The 16,705-nt window shown below is 70.7% G+C and carries 13 protein-coding genes; 5 read left to right on the top strand and 8 right to left on the bottom strand.

The annotated features are described in order from the left end of the window. The first annotated feature begins 181 nt into the window (after positions 1–181). Genes AC1DWP_RS10630 through AC1DWP_RS10615 form a run of 4 tightly spaced genes read left to right on the top strand, consistent with a single transcriptional unit; the run spans position 182 to position 5,536 of the window. The gene (locus tag AC1DWP_RS10630; protein ID WP_477614429.1) at positions 182–1,855 is read left to right on the top strand and encodes a S8 family serine peptidase; all 1,674 of its coding nucleotides are present in this window, start codon (positions 182–184) and stop codon (positions 1,853–1,855) included. Further along, positions 1,855–2,448, top strand: a complete 594-nt coding sequence (locus AC1DWP_RS10625; RefSeq protein ID WP_477614428.1) for an RNA polymerase sigma factor — start codon at positions 1,855–1,857, stop codon at positions 2,446–2,448. The genes AC1DWP_RS10630 and AC1DWP_RS10625 overlap by 1 nt, the downstream gene beginning before the upstream one ends. Continuing rightward, positions 2,445–2,969, top strand: coding sequence for a hypothetical protein (locus AC1DWP_RS10620; protein WP_477614427.1), 525 nt, complete (start codon positions 2,445–2,447; stop codon positions 2,967–2,969). Before AC1DWP_RS10625 ends, AC1DWP_RS10620 begins: the two co-directional genes overlap by 4 nt. A 41-nt stretch (positions 2,970–3,010) precedes the next feature. Beyond that, positions 3,011–5,536, top strand: a complete 2,526-nt coding sequence (locus AC1DWP_RS10615) for a CHAT domain-containing protein (protein WP_477614426.1) — start codon at positions 3,011–3,013, stop codon at positions 5,534–5,536. Here AC1DWP_RS10615 and cysE read toward each other — a convergent pair. Together cysE and cysK are read right to left on the bottom strand one after the other, a co-directional pair. Next, positions 5,497–6,096 (bottom strand): serine O-acetyltransferase, encoded by a 600-nt coding sequence (gene cysE / locus AC1DWP_RS10610; RefSeq protein ID WP_477614425.1) that lies wholly within the window; start codon positions 6,094–6,096, stop codon positions 5,497–5,499. The genes AC1DWP_RS10615 and cysE overlap by 40 nt on opposite strands. A gap of 29 nt (positions 6,097–6,125) precedes the next feature. After that, positions 6,126–7,052, bottom strand: a complete 927-nt coding sequence (cysK, locus tag AC1DWP_RS10605; protein ID WP_477614424.1) for a cysteine synthase A — start codon at positions 7,050–7,052, stop codon at positions 6,126–6,128. A gap of 227 nt (positions 7,053–7,279) precedes the next feature. Between cysK and AC1DWP_RS10600 the strand changes: the two genes are divergently transcribed. Further along, positions 7,280–9,625, top strand: coding sequence for a (Fe-S)-binding protein (locus AC1DWP_RS10600; protein WP_477614423.1), 2,346 nt, complete (start codon positions 7,280–7,282; stop codon positions 9,623–9,625). Positions 9,626–9,666: 41 nt separating this feature from the next. On the opposite strand, the gene AC1DWP_RS10595 is transcribed toward AC1DWP_RS10600, so the two are convergent. The 6 genes from AC1DWP_RS10595 to AC1DWP_RS10570 form a co-directional block, all read right to left on the bottom strand. After that, complete coding sequence (locus tag AC1DWP_RS10595; protein ID WP_477614422.1) at positions 9,667–10,428, bottom strand: lysophospholipid acyltransferase family protein; 762 nt, start codon at positions 10,426–10,428, stop codon at positions 9,667–9,669. A 35-nt stretch (positions 10,429–10,463) separates the two neighbouring features. Next, complete coding sequence (locus AC1DWP_RS10590) at positions 10,464–12,896, bottom strand: LuxR C-terminal-related transcriptional regulator (RefSeq protein WP_477614421.1); 2,433 nt, start codon at positions 12,894–12,896, stop codon at positions 10,464–10,466. Positions 12,897–13,150: 254 nt separating this feature from the next. After that, entirely contained in the window at positions 13,151–14,080 is a 930-nt protein-coding gene (locus AC1DWP_RS10585; protein ID WP_477614420.1) for an ABC transporter substrate-binding protein, read from the bottom strand. A gap of 20 nt (positions 14,081–14,100) precedes the next feature. After that, positions 14,101–14,916: an ABC transporter permease gene (locus AC1DWP_RS10580; protein ID WP_477614419.1), complete on the bottom strand. Its 816-nt coding sequence runs from the start codon at positions 14,914–14,916 to the stop codon at positions 14,101–14,103. Beyond that, positions 14,913–15,560 carry an ABC transporter permease gene (locus AC1DWP_RS10575; protein ID WP_477614418.1) on the bottom strand — a complete coding sequence of 216 codons (648 nt, stop codon included), beginning with the start codon at positions 15,558–15,560 and terminating at the stop codon, positions 14,913–14,915. The genes AC1DWP_RS10580 and AC1DWP_RS10575 overlap by 4 nt, the downstream gene beginning before the upstream one ends. Then, positions 15,557–16,675, bottom strand: a complete 1,119-nt coding sequence (locus AC1DWP_RS10570) for an ABC transporter ATP-binding protein (RefSeq protein ID WP_477614417.1) — start codon at positions 16,673–16,675, stop codon at positions 15,557–15,559. The genes AC1DWP_RS10575 and AC1DWP_RS10570 overlap by 4 nt, the downstream gene beginning before the upstream one ends. Between the last annotated feature and the right edge of the window lie 30 nt (positions 16,676–16,705).

Here is a 16,705-nt window from a genome sequence, read left to right as displayed (position 1 = left end):
GACACTGGACAAGAGTCGGCACCACGGGCCCTGATACATCGCCGGCCAAGAATTTTTTTGCGGAGAGTTTTCGGTGGCTGCCCGGTATCAAACGGGCCCGTCTGGTTCTCCTGTCAGATGACGCATTCCCTCACTACGCTGAACAACGCACGCGTGGTCGGCACGACCCTCAGGAGATCCGATGGCCGCATCAGCCCCCCCGCCGCCCCCTGGGCCGGGACCCACACCCTGGGTCGCGATCCCTCGCTCGGCGGCGCGGCGCCTGGACGTGCGGGTGCTCGACCCCGCCAAGGCGGTGCGGCTCGACGGCGACGACGCCCTCGCACCCACCTTGTATGCCGGTAACCGCCTGCTCGTTCGCGGCCTCGCCACCCAGTCGGCGCGGGGTCCGATCAGCGCGCTGAAGGGGATCGCGGAGCGGCTCGGCTACTCGGCCGACGCCCAGCGGGACGAGCGGTTCGAGGCGTTGCTGCGGCAGAACGAGCTGGAGGACCAGGTCGACGCGGCCATCTCCACGACGGTGGTGTTCACGCCGTTGCCGGACCGTCCCGTCGTGGCCCCGGACGCCTGGCTGATCCTGCAGACGCTGCGTGCCGAAGACCCGGAGTCGGCGAAGTCGGTGAGCCTCAGCCACATCGTGACGGCGTCGGGCTACGGCTCCGGCGTGGGGTACGGGTCCGGCGTCGGCTACGGCTCGGGTGTCGGCTACGGCTCCGGGGTGGGGTACGGCTCGGGCGTCGGTTACGGGTCAGGGGTCGGGTACGGCTCCGGGGTCGGCGAGGGGGACGTACAGATGCCTGGCGGCGGGCCCTCGCCGCGGTGCCCCGTGGTCTGGGGTGGTCCGGCGCCGGCGCCAGGGGGCTACACCGCAAACGGCTCGGAGAACGGGGCGGAGTGCGATGACACGGGCGCCCCGGAGGGACCGGTCGTCGCGCTGCTCGACACGGGACTCGGGCAGCACCCCTGGTTCGGCTACGGCGTCATCCGGGACGTGACCGTCGACGGGATCCCCATCGGTGAGCGCTTCAGCACCGAAGACGACCCCGAGGGTTCCGGCTGCACCCTCGACCGGGTCAACGGCCTGCTCGACCCGTTGGCCGGGCACGGCACGTTCATCGCCGGGGTCGTGCGGCAACGCTGCCCCGAGGCCATGCTGATGGTCATTCCCGTCATGCACGGCGACGGCGTCACCGACGAGGCCTTCCTCGTCGAGACCCTCGGGCTCCTCTTCGTCCGCCAGCTGCTCGCCCACTCCGACGTCGACAAGGGACCGGCGATCGACGTCCTGTCGCTGTCGCTGGGGTATTACCACGAGACACCTGGGGCGTTCGACGACGAGCCGGCGTTCTGCGGCATCCTCAGGGCGCTGTCGAGCACCGGCGTCGCGGTGGTGGCCGCGGCCGGGAACGGCGGCACGAACCACGAGTTCTACCCCGCGGCCTTTGCGGTCGCGGGCGGTTTCGACGTGCCCCTGACGAGTGTCGGCGCGTTCAACCCGGACGGTTGCACGGTGTCGGTCTACTCCAACACCGGCCACTGGGTCCGCGCCTACCGGCGCGGGACCGCGGTCGTGAGCACCATGCCGACCACGTTCAACGGCAGCCTGCAACCGGCCCTCGTCCAGCCTGCCGCGGCTGACCCCGCGGCAGGGCGCCCGCTGCGCGGGTCGTGCGACCCCGACGACTACTCGAGCGGGTTCGCCCTCTGGAGCGGCACGTCGTTCGCAGCGCCTGCGTATGCCGGCGACCTCGCTGCCTGGCTCGTCCGCGAGGGCTGGGCAGGGTTCGACTCATCGAGGGCTCGGGTCGAGGGGCTCACCAAGGCCCTCGGCGCGCTCGAGGGAGGCGAACGGTGATGCACGCCGAGGGCGGCACCCGGAGCCTGGCCGAGCTGGCGGCGCGCGCGTTCGCCGACTACCGGGACGGGCGCCCGGAGGCGATGTCGCAGCTGGTGGACAGCACCACCACGCTGCTCTGGCACACCGCCCGGGCGCAGGGGCTCAGCGGCCCGCAGGCCGAGGACGTCGTGCAGAACACGTGGTTGTCGCTGGTCCAGCACGCGTCGGGGATCACCGACCCCCAGGGCGTGCTGAAGTGGTTGCTCACCACCACCCGGCGCGAGGCCTGGGCCGTGTCCAAGCGGGCCCGGCGCGAGGACGTCCGAGAGGACATGGGGGATGCGATGCCTGAGGTAGCCACGACCAGGGACGAGCCGGCCGAAGTCGTCGTCCGCAGCCAGGAGCAGGGCCTGCTCTGGCGCCACTTCAAGGACCTGCCGGAGCGGTGCCAGCAGCTGCTGCGGGTCATCGCCCTCGCCGACCGACCTGACTACGCGCAGGTCGCCGACGCGCTCGGCATGCCCGTCGGCAGCATCGGACCCACCCGCGGTCGGTGCCTGGCCAAGCTCCGAGGGGCGCTGCTCGGCGACCCGGGATGGGCGACGTCATGAGCGGCGACAGCGTGAGCGGCGGGGCCATGGGCGAGGGCTGGGAGGCCGACGCGCTCGGTGAGATCGACGACCAGGACCTCAGGGCCCTCGCGACGCTCCGGACCATCCTGCAGGCGAGTGACCCGGTGCCCAGCGGTCTGGCCGAGCGGGCCAAGTTCGCGATGTCCGTGGCCGCCCTCGAGGCCGAGGTCGCCGAGATCACGACGACGACCGCCGAGCTCGCCGGGGTGCGCTCCACCCAGTACGACCGGGCCGGCACCATCACGTTCTCCAGCGACCAGCTCAGCGCGATGATCACCATCGAGATGGTGGACGGCGGGAGCGCGCGGCTGAGCGGGTGGGTCACCACGGGACCCACGCACGTCGAGCTGCGCGAGCGGTCGCGCACCCAGGAGACCACGACCGACGACGCCGGCCGGTTCACGTTCGCCTCCGTCGAGCGCGGACTCGTCCACCTCGTCATGCGCCGGCTGGACGATCCTGGGAGTCGTCCGGTCATCACTCCCGCCATCGAGATCTGAGGTACGACATCGAGGTTGCTGACCACCAGGTCGCCGAGCTCTTGGCCCGAGCACGGAACCTCAACGAGATCGGCCGGTTCCGCGACGCCGAGCGCAGTCTGCGCCGCGCCCTCGTGCTGGCGGACCGCCTGGACGGCGAGGAGCGGGTGTCGACGCGAGCGCGGCTGCTCATCACCCTGGCCTGGCCGACCCTGGCGCTGCACGGACTGGACCAGGCCCTGGCGATGCTGGCGGAGTCCCGTGAGCAGAGCGACTCCGCCCGCCTGCGCGCCCTGAGCTGGATCCAGGAGGCCGTCGTCCACGTCTCCTGCCAGGACTGGCGGTCGGCCCTCAGCGCCCTCGGCAGGCTCGGCGACACGGAGGGGCTCCTCGCCCCCGGTGAAGAGGTCGCGGCCCGGATCAACAGTGGCCTGGCCCACCTCTCCCTGCTCGAGCTCGCGCCCGCTCGTGCCGATCTGATGACCGCGCTCGAGGTCAGCGTGGAGCACGGCCTGGTGGAGCAGGAGTTCAAGGTCCGCCACAACCTCGGCTGCCTCGAGTACTACGCGGGCCGGCTCCCGGAGGCCATCCGCCTGATGCGCGAGGCCGACGAGATGGACGTGCAGGTCGGCCGGGTGAGGGCTCAGCACGACCTGGCGCTGGTCCTGCTCGAGGTCGGGCTGCTCGACCAGGCGCGAGAGACGCTGACCCGCGCGCTCGACCAGGCCAGGCGCGACGGCCACCGCCTCGAGGAGGCCGACCTTCGGCTCGACCTCGCGACGACCGCACTGCTGCGCGACGAGCTCGCGACCGCGCGCGAGCACCTCGACGCCGCCGTGGTCGCCTTTCGCGCCAGGGGAGCGATCGAGCGCCAGCGGAGCGCCGCGCTGCTGCGCGCCTGGGTCGCCGTGACGGAGGGGGTCGTGCCCCGCGGTCTCGACCGCACCCTCGCGCCCTGGTCTGGCGTCGACCGGCCGGTCATGCCCGACGAACGCCTCGCGGCGCGGGTGCACGTCGAGGCGCTGCTGCTGCGAGGACACGTCGACCAGGCCGGGTATGCCGTGCAGCGGCTGAGGGGGCGTGTGCGCCAGGGCTTCGCCGCCGACATGCACGATCGCCTGCTCATCGCGAAAGTGGCTGCGGCACAAGGCGACACAGCCACTTCCCGGAGAGTGGTCCGCTCGGCCATGCACCGGCTGACCGGGCGCCAGGCACCGAGCCAGAGCGTCGAGATCCGGTCGGCCCTGGCCCTGCACGGTCACCGGATCGCGGACTTCGACGTCAACGACGCCCTCGTGAGCGGATCGCCCGTGCGGGTCTTCGACGCGGTGGAGCGCTGGCGCGCGGTGTCCCACCGCCTGCCCCTGCTGACCACACCAGAGGACGGGCGCTCCGCCGAGCTGGTCGCCGAGCTGCGCCAGGCCCGTCGTGAGGGAGCCGCCCCCGGCGAGGAGGGCGCCCGCCAGCGGGCCCGCGCCGCCGAGCTGGAGTGGGAGGTCAGCCGCCTGGACTGGTCACGGGCCGAGGCCGGCGGGGTGGCCGCTGCGGTGGCCCCGGTCGGACATGCCGTCACTCGCGACCTGCTCGGGTCCCGTGGCGAACAGGCCCTGGTCTGGGTCGCGCAGGACGGGCAGGAGTACGTCCTGGTCGTGACTCCCAGGGGGACCCGGCTGCACCACGTGGGACCGGCCGCCGAGGTCGCCGCCCTGGCGGACCGACTCACGCGGGACCTGCACGCGCACGCGTTCGCCGCCACCAACCCAGCGCTGGAGGCGGCCGTCGGCCGAGCGGTGGCGGGCTCCCTGGCCGCGCTCGACCAGCAGCTCTTCGGCGACTTCGAGCTGGCCGAGGGGCCTGTCGTCGTGGTGCCGGGGCGGACCCTGATGGCGGTGCCCTGGGGCATGCTGCCCAGCCTCGCGGGCCGTCCGGTCACGATCGCCCCGTCGGTGACCCGCTGGTCCACCCCGCTCCTCGCGGCGGACGCGGTCCCGGCGGAGCGGCTCCGGGTCACGACGCTGACGGGGCCGAGGCTCGACCGCGCCGCCGCCGAGGCGGCCGCGGTGACCACGGCCTGGGAGAGGGTCGGTGCCCTGGTGACCCGTCACGAGGGAGCGACGGCGCAAACCGTCCGTGACGCCTTGTCCGGCGCTGGCCTGGTGCACGTGGCGGCGCACGGCACCCACGAGCGTCAGAGCCCGTGGTTCTCCTCGTTGCACATGGCCGACGGCCCCGTCTTCGCGCACGAGCTCCCGCGACGGGCGACCGCACACCACGTCGTGCTCTCGGCGTGTGATGTGGGACGGCTCGACCCACGCCCCGGGGACGAGCCCCTGGGGCTCACGGCCGCGCTGATGGCGCTGGGCGTCCGCAGTGTCGTCGCGCCCGTCGCACCGGTGTCAGACGTTGCGGCTGCCGACGCCATGGGCAGCTACCACCGCCACCTGGCCGACGGCGACTCCGCCTCCGAAGCCCTGGCCGCGACGCTCACCGAGCACCCGGGCGCTGGCGCGTTCTGCCTCTACGGCACCGACTGGCGGCCGGAACCCGCTCAGATCCAGAGGGCCGGATCCTTGAACATCGCCTCATAGGGATCTTCGTGACCCTGCGGGAACCGGATGACCGCGGGGATCCCCGTGGCAATCGCCCCAGCCGGAACGTCCTTGACCACAACGGAGTTCGCGCCGACCTGCACGTCGTCACCGATGTAGACCGGACCCAGGATGCGGGCTCCGGCCCCGATCGTGACCCGCGACCCGACGGTGGGATGCCGCTTGACGCGCTGCAACGAACGACCGCCCAGCGTGACGCCGTGATAGAGCATCACGTCGTCTCCCACCTCGGCCGTCTCGCCGATCACGACGCCCATCCCGTGGTCGATGAAGAACCGGTGGCCGATCACCGCACCCGGGTGGATCTCGACGCCCGTCACCGAGCGCACCACCGTCATGACGACACGGGCCACCGGCTTCGCCCAGCCGCCGCGCAACCACAGGCGGTGGGCGAACCGGTAGGACCAGATGGCATGCAGCCCAGGCGAGTTCAGCGCGACGTCGACGCGCGACGTCGCGGCGGGGTCACGGGCGATCGCGGCGTCGAGGTCGTCGACGATGCGGCTGCGCGCGCGCCGGGCATACAGGGCGAGGGTCACGGAAGAAGCGCCACCTTGGGTCGGGTCGGTCAGTCGAGCAGGTCGGAGAAGAGGATCGTCGAGAGGTAGCGCTCACCGAACGACGGGATGATGACGACGATCGTCTTGCCCGCGTTCTCGGGGCGCCTGGCGACCTGGTCGGCTGCCGCGAGAGCCGCGCCCGAGGAGATCCCGACGAGCAGGCCCTCCTCCTTTGCGGCGCGCTTGGCCCACTCGACCGCCGTCTCGGCGTTGATGTCGATGACCTCGTCGTAGACCGTGCGGTCGAGGATCTCGGGCACGAAGTTGGCGCCGATCCCCTGGATCTTGTGGGGACCGGGCTCGCCGCCGTTGAGGATCGGCGACTCAGCAGGCTCCACGGCGACGATCTGCACTCCCGGCTTGCGAGCCTTGAGGACCTGTCCGACCCCGGTGATGGTGCCGCCCGTGCCGATGCCCGCCACGACGATGTCGACCTGGCCGTCGGTGTCCTTCCAGATCTCCTCGGCCGTGGTCTTGCGGTGGATCTCGGGGTTGGCCTCGTTGGCGAACTGGCGAGCGAGGATTCCGCCGCGCTCGGCCGCGATCTCCTCGGACTTCGCCACGGCGCCCTTCATGCCCAGCGCACCTTCCGTGAGGACGAGCTCGGCACCATAGGCGCGCAGCAGCGCCCGGCGCTCCTTGCTCATCGTCTCGGGCATCGTGAGCACGACGTTGTAGCCGCGCGCCGCACCCACCATGGCCAGCGCGATCCCCGTGTTGCCCGACGTGGCCTCGACGATGGTGCCGCCCGGCTTGAGCTCACCGGCCGCCTCGGCCGCGTCGATGATCGAGACGCCGATGCGGTCCTTGACCGACGAGGCCGGGTTGTAGAACTCCAGCTTCGCGGCGACGGTGGCCTCACTGTCGATCAACCTGTTGATCCGCACCAGGGGCGTGTTGCCGATGAGCTGGGTGACGTCGTCATAGATGGGCATGCGCGCTTCCTTGCGTTCGTATGCCGCGTGCCTGCCGTGCGCGCGGACGTGGACGTTCGTCCTGTTCAGCGAACCAGACGTTATGCGTATTCCAACAGATCGTTATGCAATCTGGCAACGCGCTCTCACCCTGCGGGCGTCGCGAACGACGCGCACGGCATACGACTCGCCTTTGAGCCCGCTCACAATCCGGTAAGCAGTCGCTTACCGGCCAGTAGAGTGACGCCATGTCTGCGCTCGAGATCGTCGCGCTCGTCGTCTGTGGAGTGGTTGCCCTCGTGGGCATCGCCCTGTTCGCACGGGTCATCCGTCAGTTCTTGTCCGTCTTCCGCCTGGGTCAGCCGGACGGCTCCCGCACGGGTGACAAGGGCGCGAGGACGGTGACGCTGCTGCGCGAGTTCCTGGGGCACACCCGGATGTCGCGGCTGCCGGTGGTGGCGGTGGCGCACTGGTTCACGATGATCAGCTTCGGGGTGCTGTTCTTCACCCTGCTCAACGCGTTCGGGCAGCTGGTCAAGGCTGACTTCACGCTCCCGCTGATCGGGCACTTCTTCCTCTACGAGTGGATCACCGAGTTCTTCGCGTGGACCGGGCTGGTCGGCATCGTCACGCTGATGGTGATCCGGCAGAAGAACCACCCGCGGTCGGCCGCCGGTGAGGGCGGGCGTCGCTCGCGCTTCTTCGGGTCGACCTGGTGGCAGGCGTACTACGTCGAGCTGACCATCCTCGGCGTGACGATCTGCATCATCACCCTGCGAGCGCTGGAGTACGCGCTGGAGAAGCTCGGCGGGACGACCGGCACGACCGCGGTGGGTCACGCGAACGGACTGCACTACCCGCTGACGGGCTGGCTGGGCGGACTCTTCGACGGCGCCTCGGTGAGCACGCTGGAGAAGGTCGTCGTCGTGGTGGCGGCGGTGAAGATCCTCATCTCGTTCGCGTGGATGATCACCATCTCCCTCCAGCCGACGATGGGTGTGGCGTGGCACCGGTTCCTCGCGTTCTTCAACATTTTCCTCAAGCGGCACGCCGACGGCCGCACCTCCCTGGGTGAGCTCCAGCCGATGATGGTCAAGGGCGAGCCGGTGGACTTCGAGAACATCGAGGACATGGACGAGGACGCCGCGCTCGGGGTCGGCAAGGTCGAGGACTTCACCTGGAAGGGCCTGCTCGACTTCACCACCTGCACCGAGTGCGGCCGCTGCCAGTCCCAGTGCCCGGCCTGGAACACCGACAAGCCGCTGTCTCCCAAGATGCTCGTGATGGCGATGCGGGACCACGCGCACGCCAAGGCCCCGTGGCTGCTGGCCGGCGAGTCCGAGCGCGAGGGCCTGGGCGAGGATGCGGCGAAGCTTGCTGAGGTGCCGCTGGTGGGCGACACCGGCTACGACATCCGGAACCCCCTCGCGGCCTACAACCCGCACGGTCCCGATGCGGTGATCGACCAGGACGTGCTGTGGTCCTGCACCACGTGTGGAGCCTGCGTCGAGCAGTGCCCGGTCGACATCGAGCACGTCGATGCGATCGTGGACATGCGCCGCTACCAGGTGCTGATCGAGTCGGCGTTCCCGAACGAGCTCGGCGGGCTGTTCAAGAACCTCGAGAACAAGGGCAACCCGTGGGGTATGGCCGCCAGGGCGCGCCTCGACTGGGCCAAGGACCTGCCCTTCCCGGTCAAGATCCTCGGCCAGGACGTCGAGTCCGCCGACGACGTGGACTACCTGTTCTGGGTCGGCTGCGCCGGCGCCTACGAGGACCGTGCCAAGAAGACGACCCGCGCGGTGGCCGAGCTGCTCGACCAGGCCGGGGTCACCTTCGCGATCCTCGGGGACGGCGAGTCCTGCACCGGGGACTCCGCCCGACGGGCCGGCAACGAGTTCCTCTTCCAGATGCTCGCCCAGCAGAACGTCGAGACCCTCAACGAGGCCGGCGCGACCAAGATCGTCGTCACCTGCGCGCACTGCTTCAACACCATCAAGAACGAGTACCCGCAGCTCGGCGGCAAGTACGAGGTCGTCCACCACACCCAGCTGCTCAACCGGCTGGTCCGCGAGAAGAAGCTCGTCCCCGTCGCCCGCCCCGCCGACGTGCCGGGCAAGTCGTCGAACAAGGACGTCGCCTCCACCGCTGCCACCGTGACCTACCACGACCCGTGCTACCTCGGCCGGCACAACGGCGTCTACGCCCCGCCACGTGAGCTGATCGGCGCCCTGCCCGGAGTCGAGCTCAGGGAGATGGAGCGCACCAAGGAGAAGTCCTTCTGCTGCGGCGCCGGCGGTGCCCGCATGTGGATGGAGGAGAAGCTCGGCACGCGGATCAACACCAACCGCACCGAGGAAGCCATCGGCACCGGCGCCGAACGCATCGCCATCGGGTGCCCCTTCTGCCGCGTCATGATGTCCGACGGCCTCGCCGCCGCCCAGTCCGAGGGCAAGGGCGAGGACGTCGAGGTCGTCGACGTGGCCCAGATGCTGCTCGCCGCGGTCAAGCGCCGCGACGACCCCCAGGCGGCCGCGCCCGAAGCCATCGAGCCCGAGCCCACACCGGACCCCGAGCCGCAGCCGGTCGCCTGAGGTGACGTGTGCCGCGGGGCCAGCCCCGCGGCATACGCGCGTCAGCGGGGTGTGTCGGCCCTGCGCACAGCGGCTTCGTCGAGCTCCCGCGCGACATCGACGGTCGGCGCCCCGCCACCTCGTGAGGCGGGCCACCACCAGGCGCCGGCCAGATCGCTCGGCGGCTGGGGGTAGCGCGCCACGAGCTCGTCCACCATGGCGGCCAGCCGTTGGTGCAACCGCTGGGTGAGGGCCTCAGCCGTCTCCCCCACCAGCGGCACGAGCGGCTCGCCGACCAGCACGTCCACGGCCTTGCCGCGACGCAGTGAGTAGCGGCCGTCGACGGTGAAGATGCGGTGGACCCCCCAGTGCGCCACCGGGACCAGCGGTGCTCCGGTCGCCAGGGCGAGGTAGGCCGCGCCCCGCCGGAAGTCGGCTCGGTCCTTGACGACGAACGCCCGCCCGATCGTCGCTTCGGGATAGACCCCCACGACCTCACCGGCCCGCAAGGCACCGAGCGCCTGTCGGGCCGCGAGCTCCCCGTGCGCACGGTCGACCGGCAGGTGCCGCATCGCGCGCATCAGCGGACCGGACAGCCGCGACCGGAACACCGACTCCTTGGCCATGAACCGCACGAGCCTGCCCCGTCGCGCCCCGGCCAGTCCGACGAACATGAAGTCGAGGAAGCTGCTGTGGTTCGCGGCGACGACGACCGGCCCCTTGGCCGGGAGGCGATCGGTCCCGGACACCGTGATCCGCAGGTCGAGCGCGCGGAACAACCCGCGGCAGAGCCCGATGACGAGGCGATAGGTGAGGTCCGGCACGGCAGGCATTCGGAGCCGCGACCGGAGGTGGATGCTCAGGCGATCTCGACCATCAGGGCCGCGAGCTTGGCGCGCGAGGCGATCTCGAGCTTGCGGAAGATGTGCGACAGGTGGGCATCGACCGTGCGTGGTGACACGAACAGCTGCTCGGCGATCTGCCTGCTGGTGAGCCCCTCGGCCACGAGCTCGGCGACGCCGCGTTCGGCCTTGGTCAACACGTGCAGCGGCGAGTTCGACGCCTCGGGCGCGACCTGACCGGCGCACAGGGCCGTCACCGCGGCGACACCCTGTGCGGTGAACTGACCGCGCTCGAGCCAGCCGGTGGGACAGTCGCGAATCGCCCCGGCGGCATACACGACGCCCGGGCGGTCGCGGCCCACGGCGCGGCGACTGACGCGCAGCGCTGCCGCGGCCCCCGCAACCGGCCGGAATGCCGCCGTGCCCGTCTCCGCGGCGATCGCCGCCAGGCCGTCGAGCGCGTCCGCAGCCCGCAACGGCATCGGGACCTCGGTAGCTCGCCGCAGCACCGACAGGTAGGAGGCCTGCGCCTGCCCGGGTTCGCCGAGGGACATCAGGGCGTCGGCCACGAGCAGCCTCGCCTCGATCGCGTCGCGTCCCAGCTTGCTGCTGTCCGCGAGCACGACGATGTCGGCGGCCTTTCCCGCGGCCCGGCTGACGTCGCCGGCCGCCAACAGTTCGCGGGCGTCCTGGAGCTGGACGACCAGCCGGACAGCCCAGGGCAGCGTCTCGGCGTCCACCGGCAGGCCCGGCTCACCCGAGACCATGCGGTGCATGGTGTCGGCGAGCAGCGCGATGCGGTCCTCGCGGATCTCCTCGGCCTGGGTGCGGGCGAACAGGGCCAACGAGGCCGCCTCGACCAGGCGCCCCTGCTCCCAGGCGATCTTTGCCTGCATCGTGCGCGCGGACAGCGCGATCCACACCTCGTCGGGGGGAGGCGAGTCCACGATGACGGTCGCCAGCTTCTCGGCCTCCGCGAAGTCGCCTGCCGAGACGAAGACGTCCATGAGGGTGCGTCGCACCTGACGGATGACGTAGGGGTCGTCGCCGCCCAGGGCGAGGGTTCGCTCGGCATCGGCGCGCGCCGCCGCAAGGTCGCCGGCGTCGAGGTGCATCTCGGCGCGGATGGCCGCGGTGCGGGCCAGTTCGACGTCGCGCATCGGTCCGTCCAGGGCACTCGCGTGCTCCTCGGAGCGGTGCAGCAGGCGGAGCCCTTCGTAGGTGCCGCGCACCTCTGACGCGCAGATGCCGGCTCGGCGGGCCAGCTGCGAGCCGATGATCGGCGGCCCGTCGCCGCTGGAGAGTGCGGCGTCCATCATGTCCAGGGCTTCACGGGCCCGCATGGCGGCCGAGAGGGACGGAAAGGCCCGGTTGGCGATGGCGTAGCCGCGCGGCCGGGTGGCTTCGACGGCACAGGCCTGTCGAACGGCGGTGTCCACGAGGGCCAGCTGGTTGAGGAACGGCGCATCGGCGGACCCCTCGTTGACGGCCTGCGGGATGACCCGGTCGGCCCAGGCGAGCAGGCCGGTCAGCGACTCCTGGGCATCGTCCGTGGCCTCGGCGAGGGCGCGACCCACCTCCCGCATCGGTGGCAGGAGGTCGAAGCTCCCGTCGGGGTTCACCTCGACGAGGCTGCGCCGAGCCAGGGCCGACGCGAGCTGGACGGCCTGGGGCCGACTGACGCCACACACGTCCGCGAGGACATCGAGCCCGAGCGGGCGGCCGATGATGGCGAGTCGCCGGAAGCACTGCTGCTGCTCGACGTCGAGCAGGTCGTAGGACCGTCTCACGGCCTCGGCGAGGGTCCCGACCGGCGGGACGTCGCTGACCCCGATGAGCGCGATCTGGACGGCCAGCTGCTCCACCAGCGAGGGCAGACCTCCACTGGCCCGCAACAACCGCCGCAGGATGGCGTCGTGCTTGTCGAGGTCGACGGAGTGCCCCCCAGCGGCGGCCACTCGGGCCAGCAACAGCTCGAGCGCCGGACCCTCCAAGGCCCCCCGAGCGGAGGGCACGGGCAGCGGTGTCAGCTTCATCACCTGCTCATGGGGCCGCCCCGCCACGGTCGTCGCGGTGCACAGGAGCTTCCAGTCCTCGGCGTCCTCGACGAGGTCGTTGAGCACCTCGCCGAGCCCCTCGATCGCGTCCACGCCGTCGAGCACCAACAACGTGTCGCGACCGTCCAGGGCTCGCTTGAGCGCCAACGTCGGCGAGTCACCGGGAGCCACCTCGGCATCGAGGGCATCGAGACACGCGGTGACGAGCGACTCCGTCGTCGAGTGTCGGTGGGCGGGGACCCAGGCCACGGCCGGAGCGCTGCTCGCAGTGTGCCGGGCCACGAGGGTCTTCCCACACCCGGGCGCGCCCGTCAGCGTCACCCACCGACTGCCGCCGAGCAGAAGCCGGAGGCGATCGAGATCCTCGTCGCGACCCACGCACGGAGTCAGCATCCGGACAGGCTATCGAAAACCTGCTGGCCAATATCGGTGGTTTCACTGATGCCGACCTCGACCCTCCCCGGGCACTCTCGTGGACAACGGAGATCACTGGATCCGACGTTACGGGAGGCGCGGAGGGGCACCTCCCGAAGCGGCGGATCTGGGATTGGCGGACCGGGGGGTCACGCCGAAAGGCCGGGTGTGGCTTCCGGGGGGAAACCACACCCGGCCTTCATCCTGTCCGGGGTCCTACGGCTGACGAGTGATCAGCTCAGGCTGTTCTTCGTCAGGAACTCCTTGGCCACCGTGTCGGCGTCCTTCTTGTCGACCACGACCTCCTTGAGGAGGGCGGCCAGGGTGGGCGTGTCGAGCTTGGCCGACACGGCGTTGAGGGCTCCCTCGATGGTCGCGTTGCTCTTGCTCTTGGTGATGAGCGGCACGACGTTCTGGGCGGCATACATGCTCTTGGGGTCCTCGAGCGCTACGAGGTCGTTTGCCGCGATGCTCGGGTCGGTGGTGAACAGGTCACCCGCGTCGATCTGGCCGTTCTTCAGGGCGGCCAGCGTCAACGGGCCACCCGCGTCGAGCGGACGGAAGGTCTTGAACTCCAGGCCGTAGATCGACTTGAAGCCGGGCAGACCCGTCAAGCGGGTCTTCCACTCGGGCGGGCCACCCACCGTGAGCTTGTCGGACTTGCCTGCGAGGTCCGCGATCGACTTGACCCCGAGCTCGTCGGCCTTGGACTTCTTCATCACCAAGGCGTCCTTGTCCTCGGCGGCCGACTTGTCGAGCACCGTGAGGGTGGCCGGCAGCGCGGCCTTGAGCTCGGTGTAGACGCCCTCGCTGTCCGTGGCCTTCGCGTTCTTGTTGAAGTACTGGCTCAGCACACCGGTGTACTCGGGGATGAGGTCGATCGACCCGTCCTGGAGAGCCGGGATGTAGGCCTCGCGGGCACCGATGTTGAGCTTCTTCTCGACCTTGACGCCCTTGGCCTCGAGGGCCCCGGCGTAGATCTCGGCCAACAGGGCACTCTCGGGGAAGTCGGCCGAGCCGACCTTGATGGTGCCCGAGGCTGCGCTGGAGCTCCCGCTGCTCGTCTTGGTGGCGAGCGGGTCGCCACCGGAGTTGCCGCACGCGGCGGTGGCCATCAGAGCGGCCGCCGTGGCGATCGTCAGGGTCATCTTGCTGAACTTCACGAAACCGCTCCTACCGTTGGTCAACTGGACTGGGAATCCACCGTACGCCGCGGCGCCTGAATCTCTACATCGAGGGGGGTATTTGATCGCTGGCTGGACACCGTCGACCCTCCTGTAGACCGTCGGCCCGGCCGCCCGCCGGCCCGGCCCGTGAGCCCGGGCGACACGGCATACCGCTGCACCACCGCGAGCAGGAGGTCGACGACCAGGGCGAGGACGGCCACTAGCAGTGCGCCGCCGGCCATCTGCGGGAAGTCCCTGACCTTCTGCCCGTCGATCAGGAACCGGCCGAGGCCCCCGGTGCCGGCCACGGCCGCGAGGGTGGCGGTGGCGATCACCTGGAGGGTGGCCGAGCGGAAGCCCGAGAAGATCAAGGGCAGCGCGTTGGGCACCTCGACCCTCGCCAGCACCTGGCTGCCCGTCATGCCCATGCCCTTGGCCGCATCGCGGGCGGCAGGGTCGACGCCCTCGACACCGGCATAGGCGCCCGCCATCAGCGGCGGGATCGCCAGGACGACGAGCACGATCAGGCTGGGGACGAGGAAGGCAGAGTCGCCGGCGAGCTTGGGGAAGAGCCACAGCACCATGAGGTAGAGCAGACCCAGACTGGGGATCGCCCGGGCAGCACCGGCGAGGTTGACGACGAAGAACCGGCCGCGCCCGGTGTGGCCGATGACCAGTCCGAGCGGGATCGCGATGAGGGCCGCGACCAACAGCGCCACGCCGGAGTACCAGAGGTGCTCGACGATCCGCGCCGGGATGCCCTCGGACCCGGACCAGTTGATCGAGTCGGTGAGCCACGAGAAGGTCTGGTTGATGACGCTCGACGCGATCATGCCCGGCCCCCCGTCGCCCGCAGCCAGGGCGTGAGCACCTTGGTCAGCACGATGATGATGGCGTCGAAGGCCAGGGCGAGCACGATGCAGGCGGCGATGCCGACGAACAGCGGGTCGTAGAAGTCACGGTTGAACCCGTCGCTGAAGAACAGGCCGAGCTGGTTGATGCCGAGGACCGTCCCCACGCTGACGATGCTGACGTTGCTCACCGCGGCCACGCGCATGCCCGCCGAGATGACCGGCACCGCGAGCGGCAGCTCGATCGCGAAGAACCTCTTGACGCGGGTGTAGCCCATCGCCGTCGCGGCCTGTTGGACGTGGTCGGGCACGGCGCCGAGACCGTCGGCGACGGTGCGCACGAGCAGGGCGACGGTGTAGAGGGTCATCGCGATGAGCACGTTGCCCGAGTCGAGGATCGGCAGGCCGGTGATGGCCGGCAGCAGGACGAAGAAGGCCAGGCTCGGGATCGTGTAGAGCAGCCCGAATCCGGCGGTGAAGGGCGCGTAGAGGACCTTGTAGCGCCTGGCCAACCACCCCAGTGGCAGGGCGATGAGGAGCCCGAGGAGCAGGGGCACGCCGGAGAGGTAGGCGTGCTGCACCCCGCGGCTCAGCACCTCGTCGAGGTGGTCGAAGAACCAGGTCATGCCGCCGGCGCCCCCGGCTTGCCGGGGTCTTGCAGCTCCGGCCGGTCGGTCTGCTCGATGGCGGTCAGCACCTCGTGGGCCCGGACCGTGCCGACCAGGGCGCCGGAGTCATCGACGATCACGCCGCGACGGCTCGGGCTGGACAGCGCGGAGTCGAGGGCCGAGCGCAGCGGTCCGCTCGCTCGCGCGACGGTGCCACCGCGGTGCAGCAGCTCCGTGCGGACCTCGCCCTTGACGCGCCCCGGCTCGACCCAGCCGAGCGGGTGGTTCTGGTCGTCGACCACGAGCACCCAGTCGGCGTCAATGGTGTCGACGCGCTCGCCCATGCCGACGGTGCGCTCCGCTGCCAGCGGCAGCCGCGGGGTCGCCTGGAAGGACAGCGCGCGGTAGCCGCGGTCGCGTCCCACGAAGTCCGCCACGAAGTCGTCGACCGGGTGGGAGAGGAGGTATGCCGGGGCGGCGATCTGGGCGAGGTGTCCCCCGACCTTCAGCACGGCCACCTGGTCGCCGAGCTTGATGGCCTCGTCGATGTCGTGGGTGACGAAGATGATCGTCTTGCCGAGGTCGCCCTGGAGCCGCAGGAACTCGTCCTGGAGCTGCTCGCGCACCACCGGGTCGACGGCGCTGAACGGCTCGTCCATGAGCATGACGGGCGGGTCGGCCGCGAGGGCCCGCGCGACGCCGACGCGCTGCTGCTGGCCGCCGGACAGCTGCGCGGGGTAGCGCTTGGCGAACGCCGGGTCGAGGCCGACGCGCTCGAGGAGCTCCATGGAGCGCTTCCTGGTCTCGGTCTTGTCCATGCCGAGCAGGCGCGGCACGGTCGAGACGTTGTCGAGCACGGTGCGGTGCGGGAACAAGCCGGCGTGCTGGATGACGTAGCCGATGCCGCGTCGCAGCTCGGACTCCTTCATCCGCCCGGTGTCCTTGCCGTCCAGCGTGATCGTGCCCGACGTGGGCTGGATCATCCGGTTGATCATGCGCAGGGACGTCGTCTTGCCACACCCAGAGGGGCCGACCAGCACGGTGATCTTGCCGCTGGGTGCCTCGAAACTGAGGTGGTCGACGGCGACAGTGCCGTCGGGAAACTTCTTCGTGACACCGTCGAAGGCGATCATGCGGATCAACCTAACCCAGCACACCGACAA

It is taken from the genome of Pedococcus sp. P2_F6, from assembly GCF_056403675.1.
This window is presented reverse-complemented; position numbering and strand designations above follow the sequence as displayed.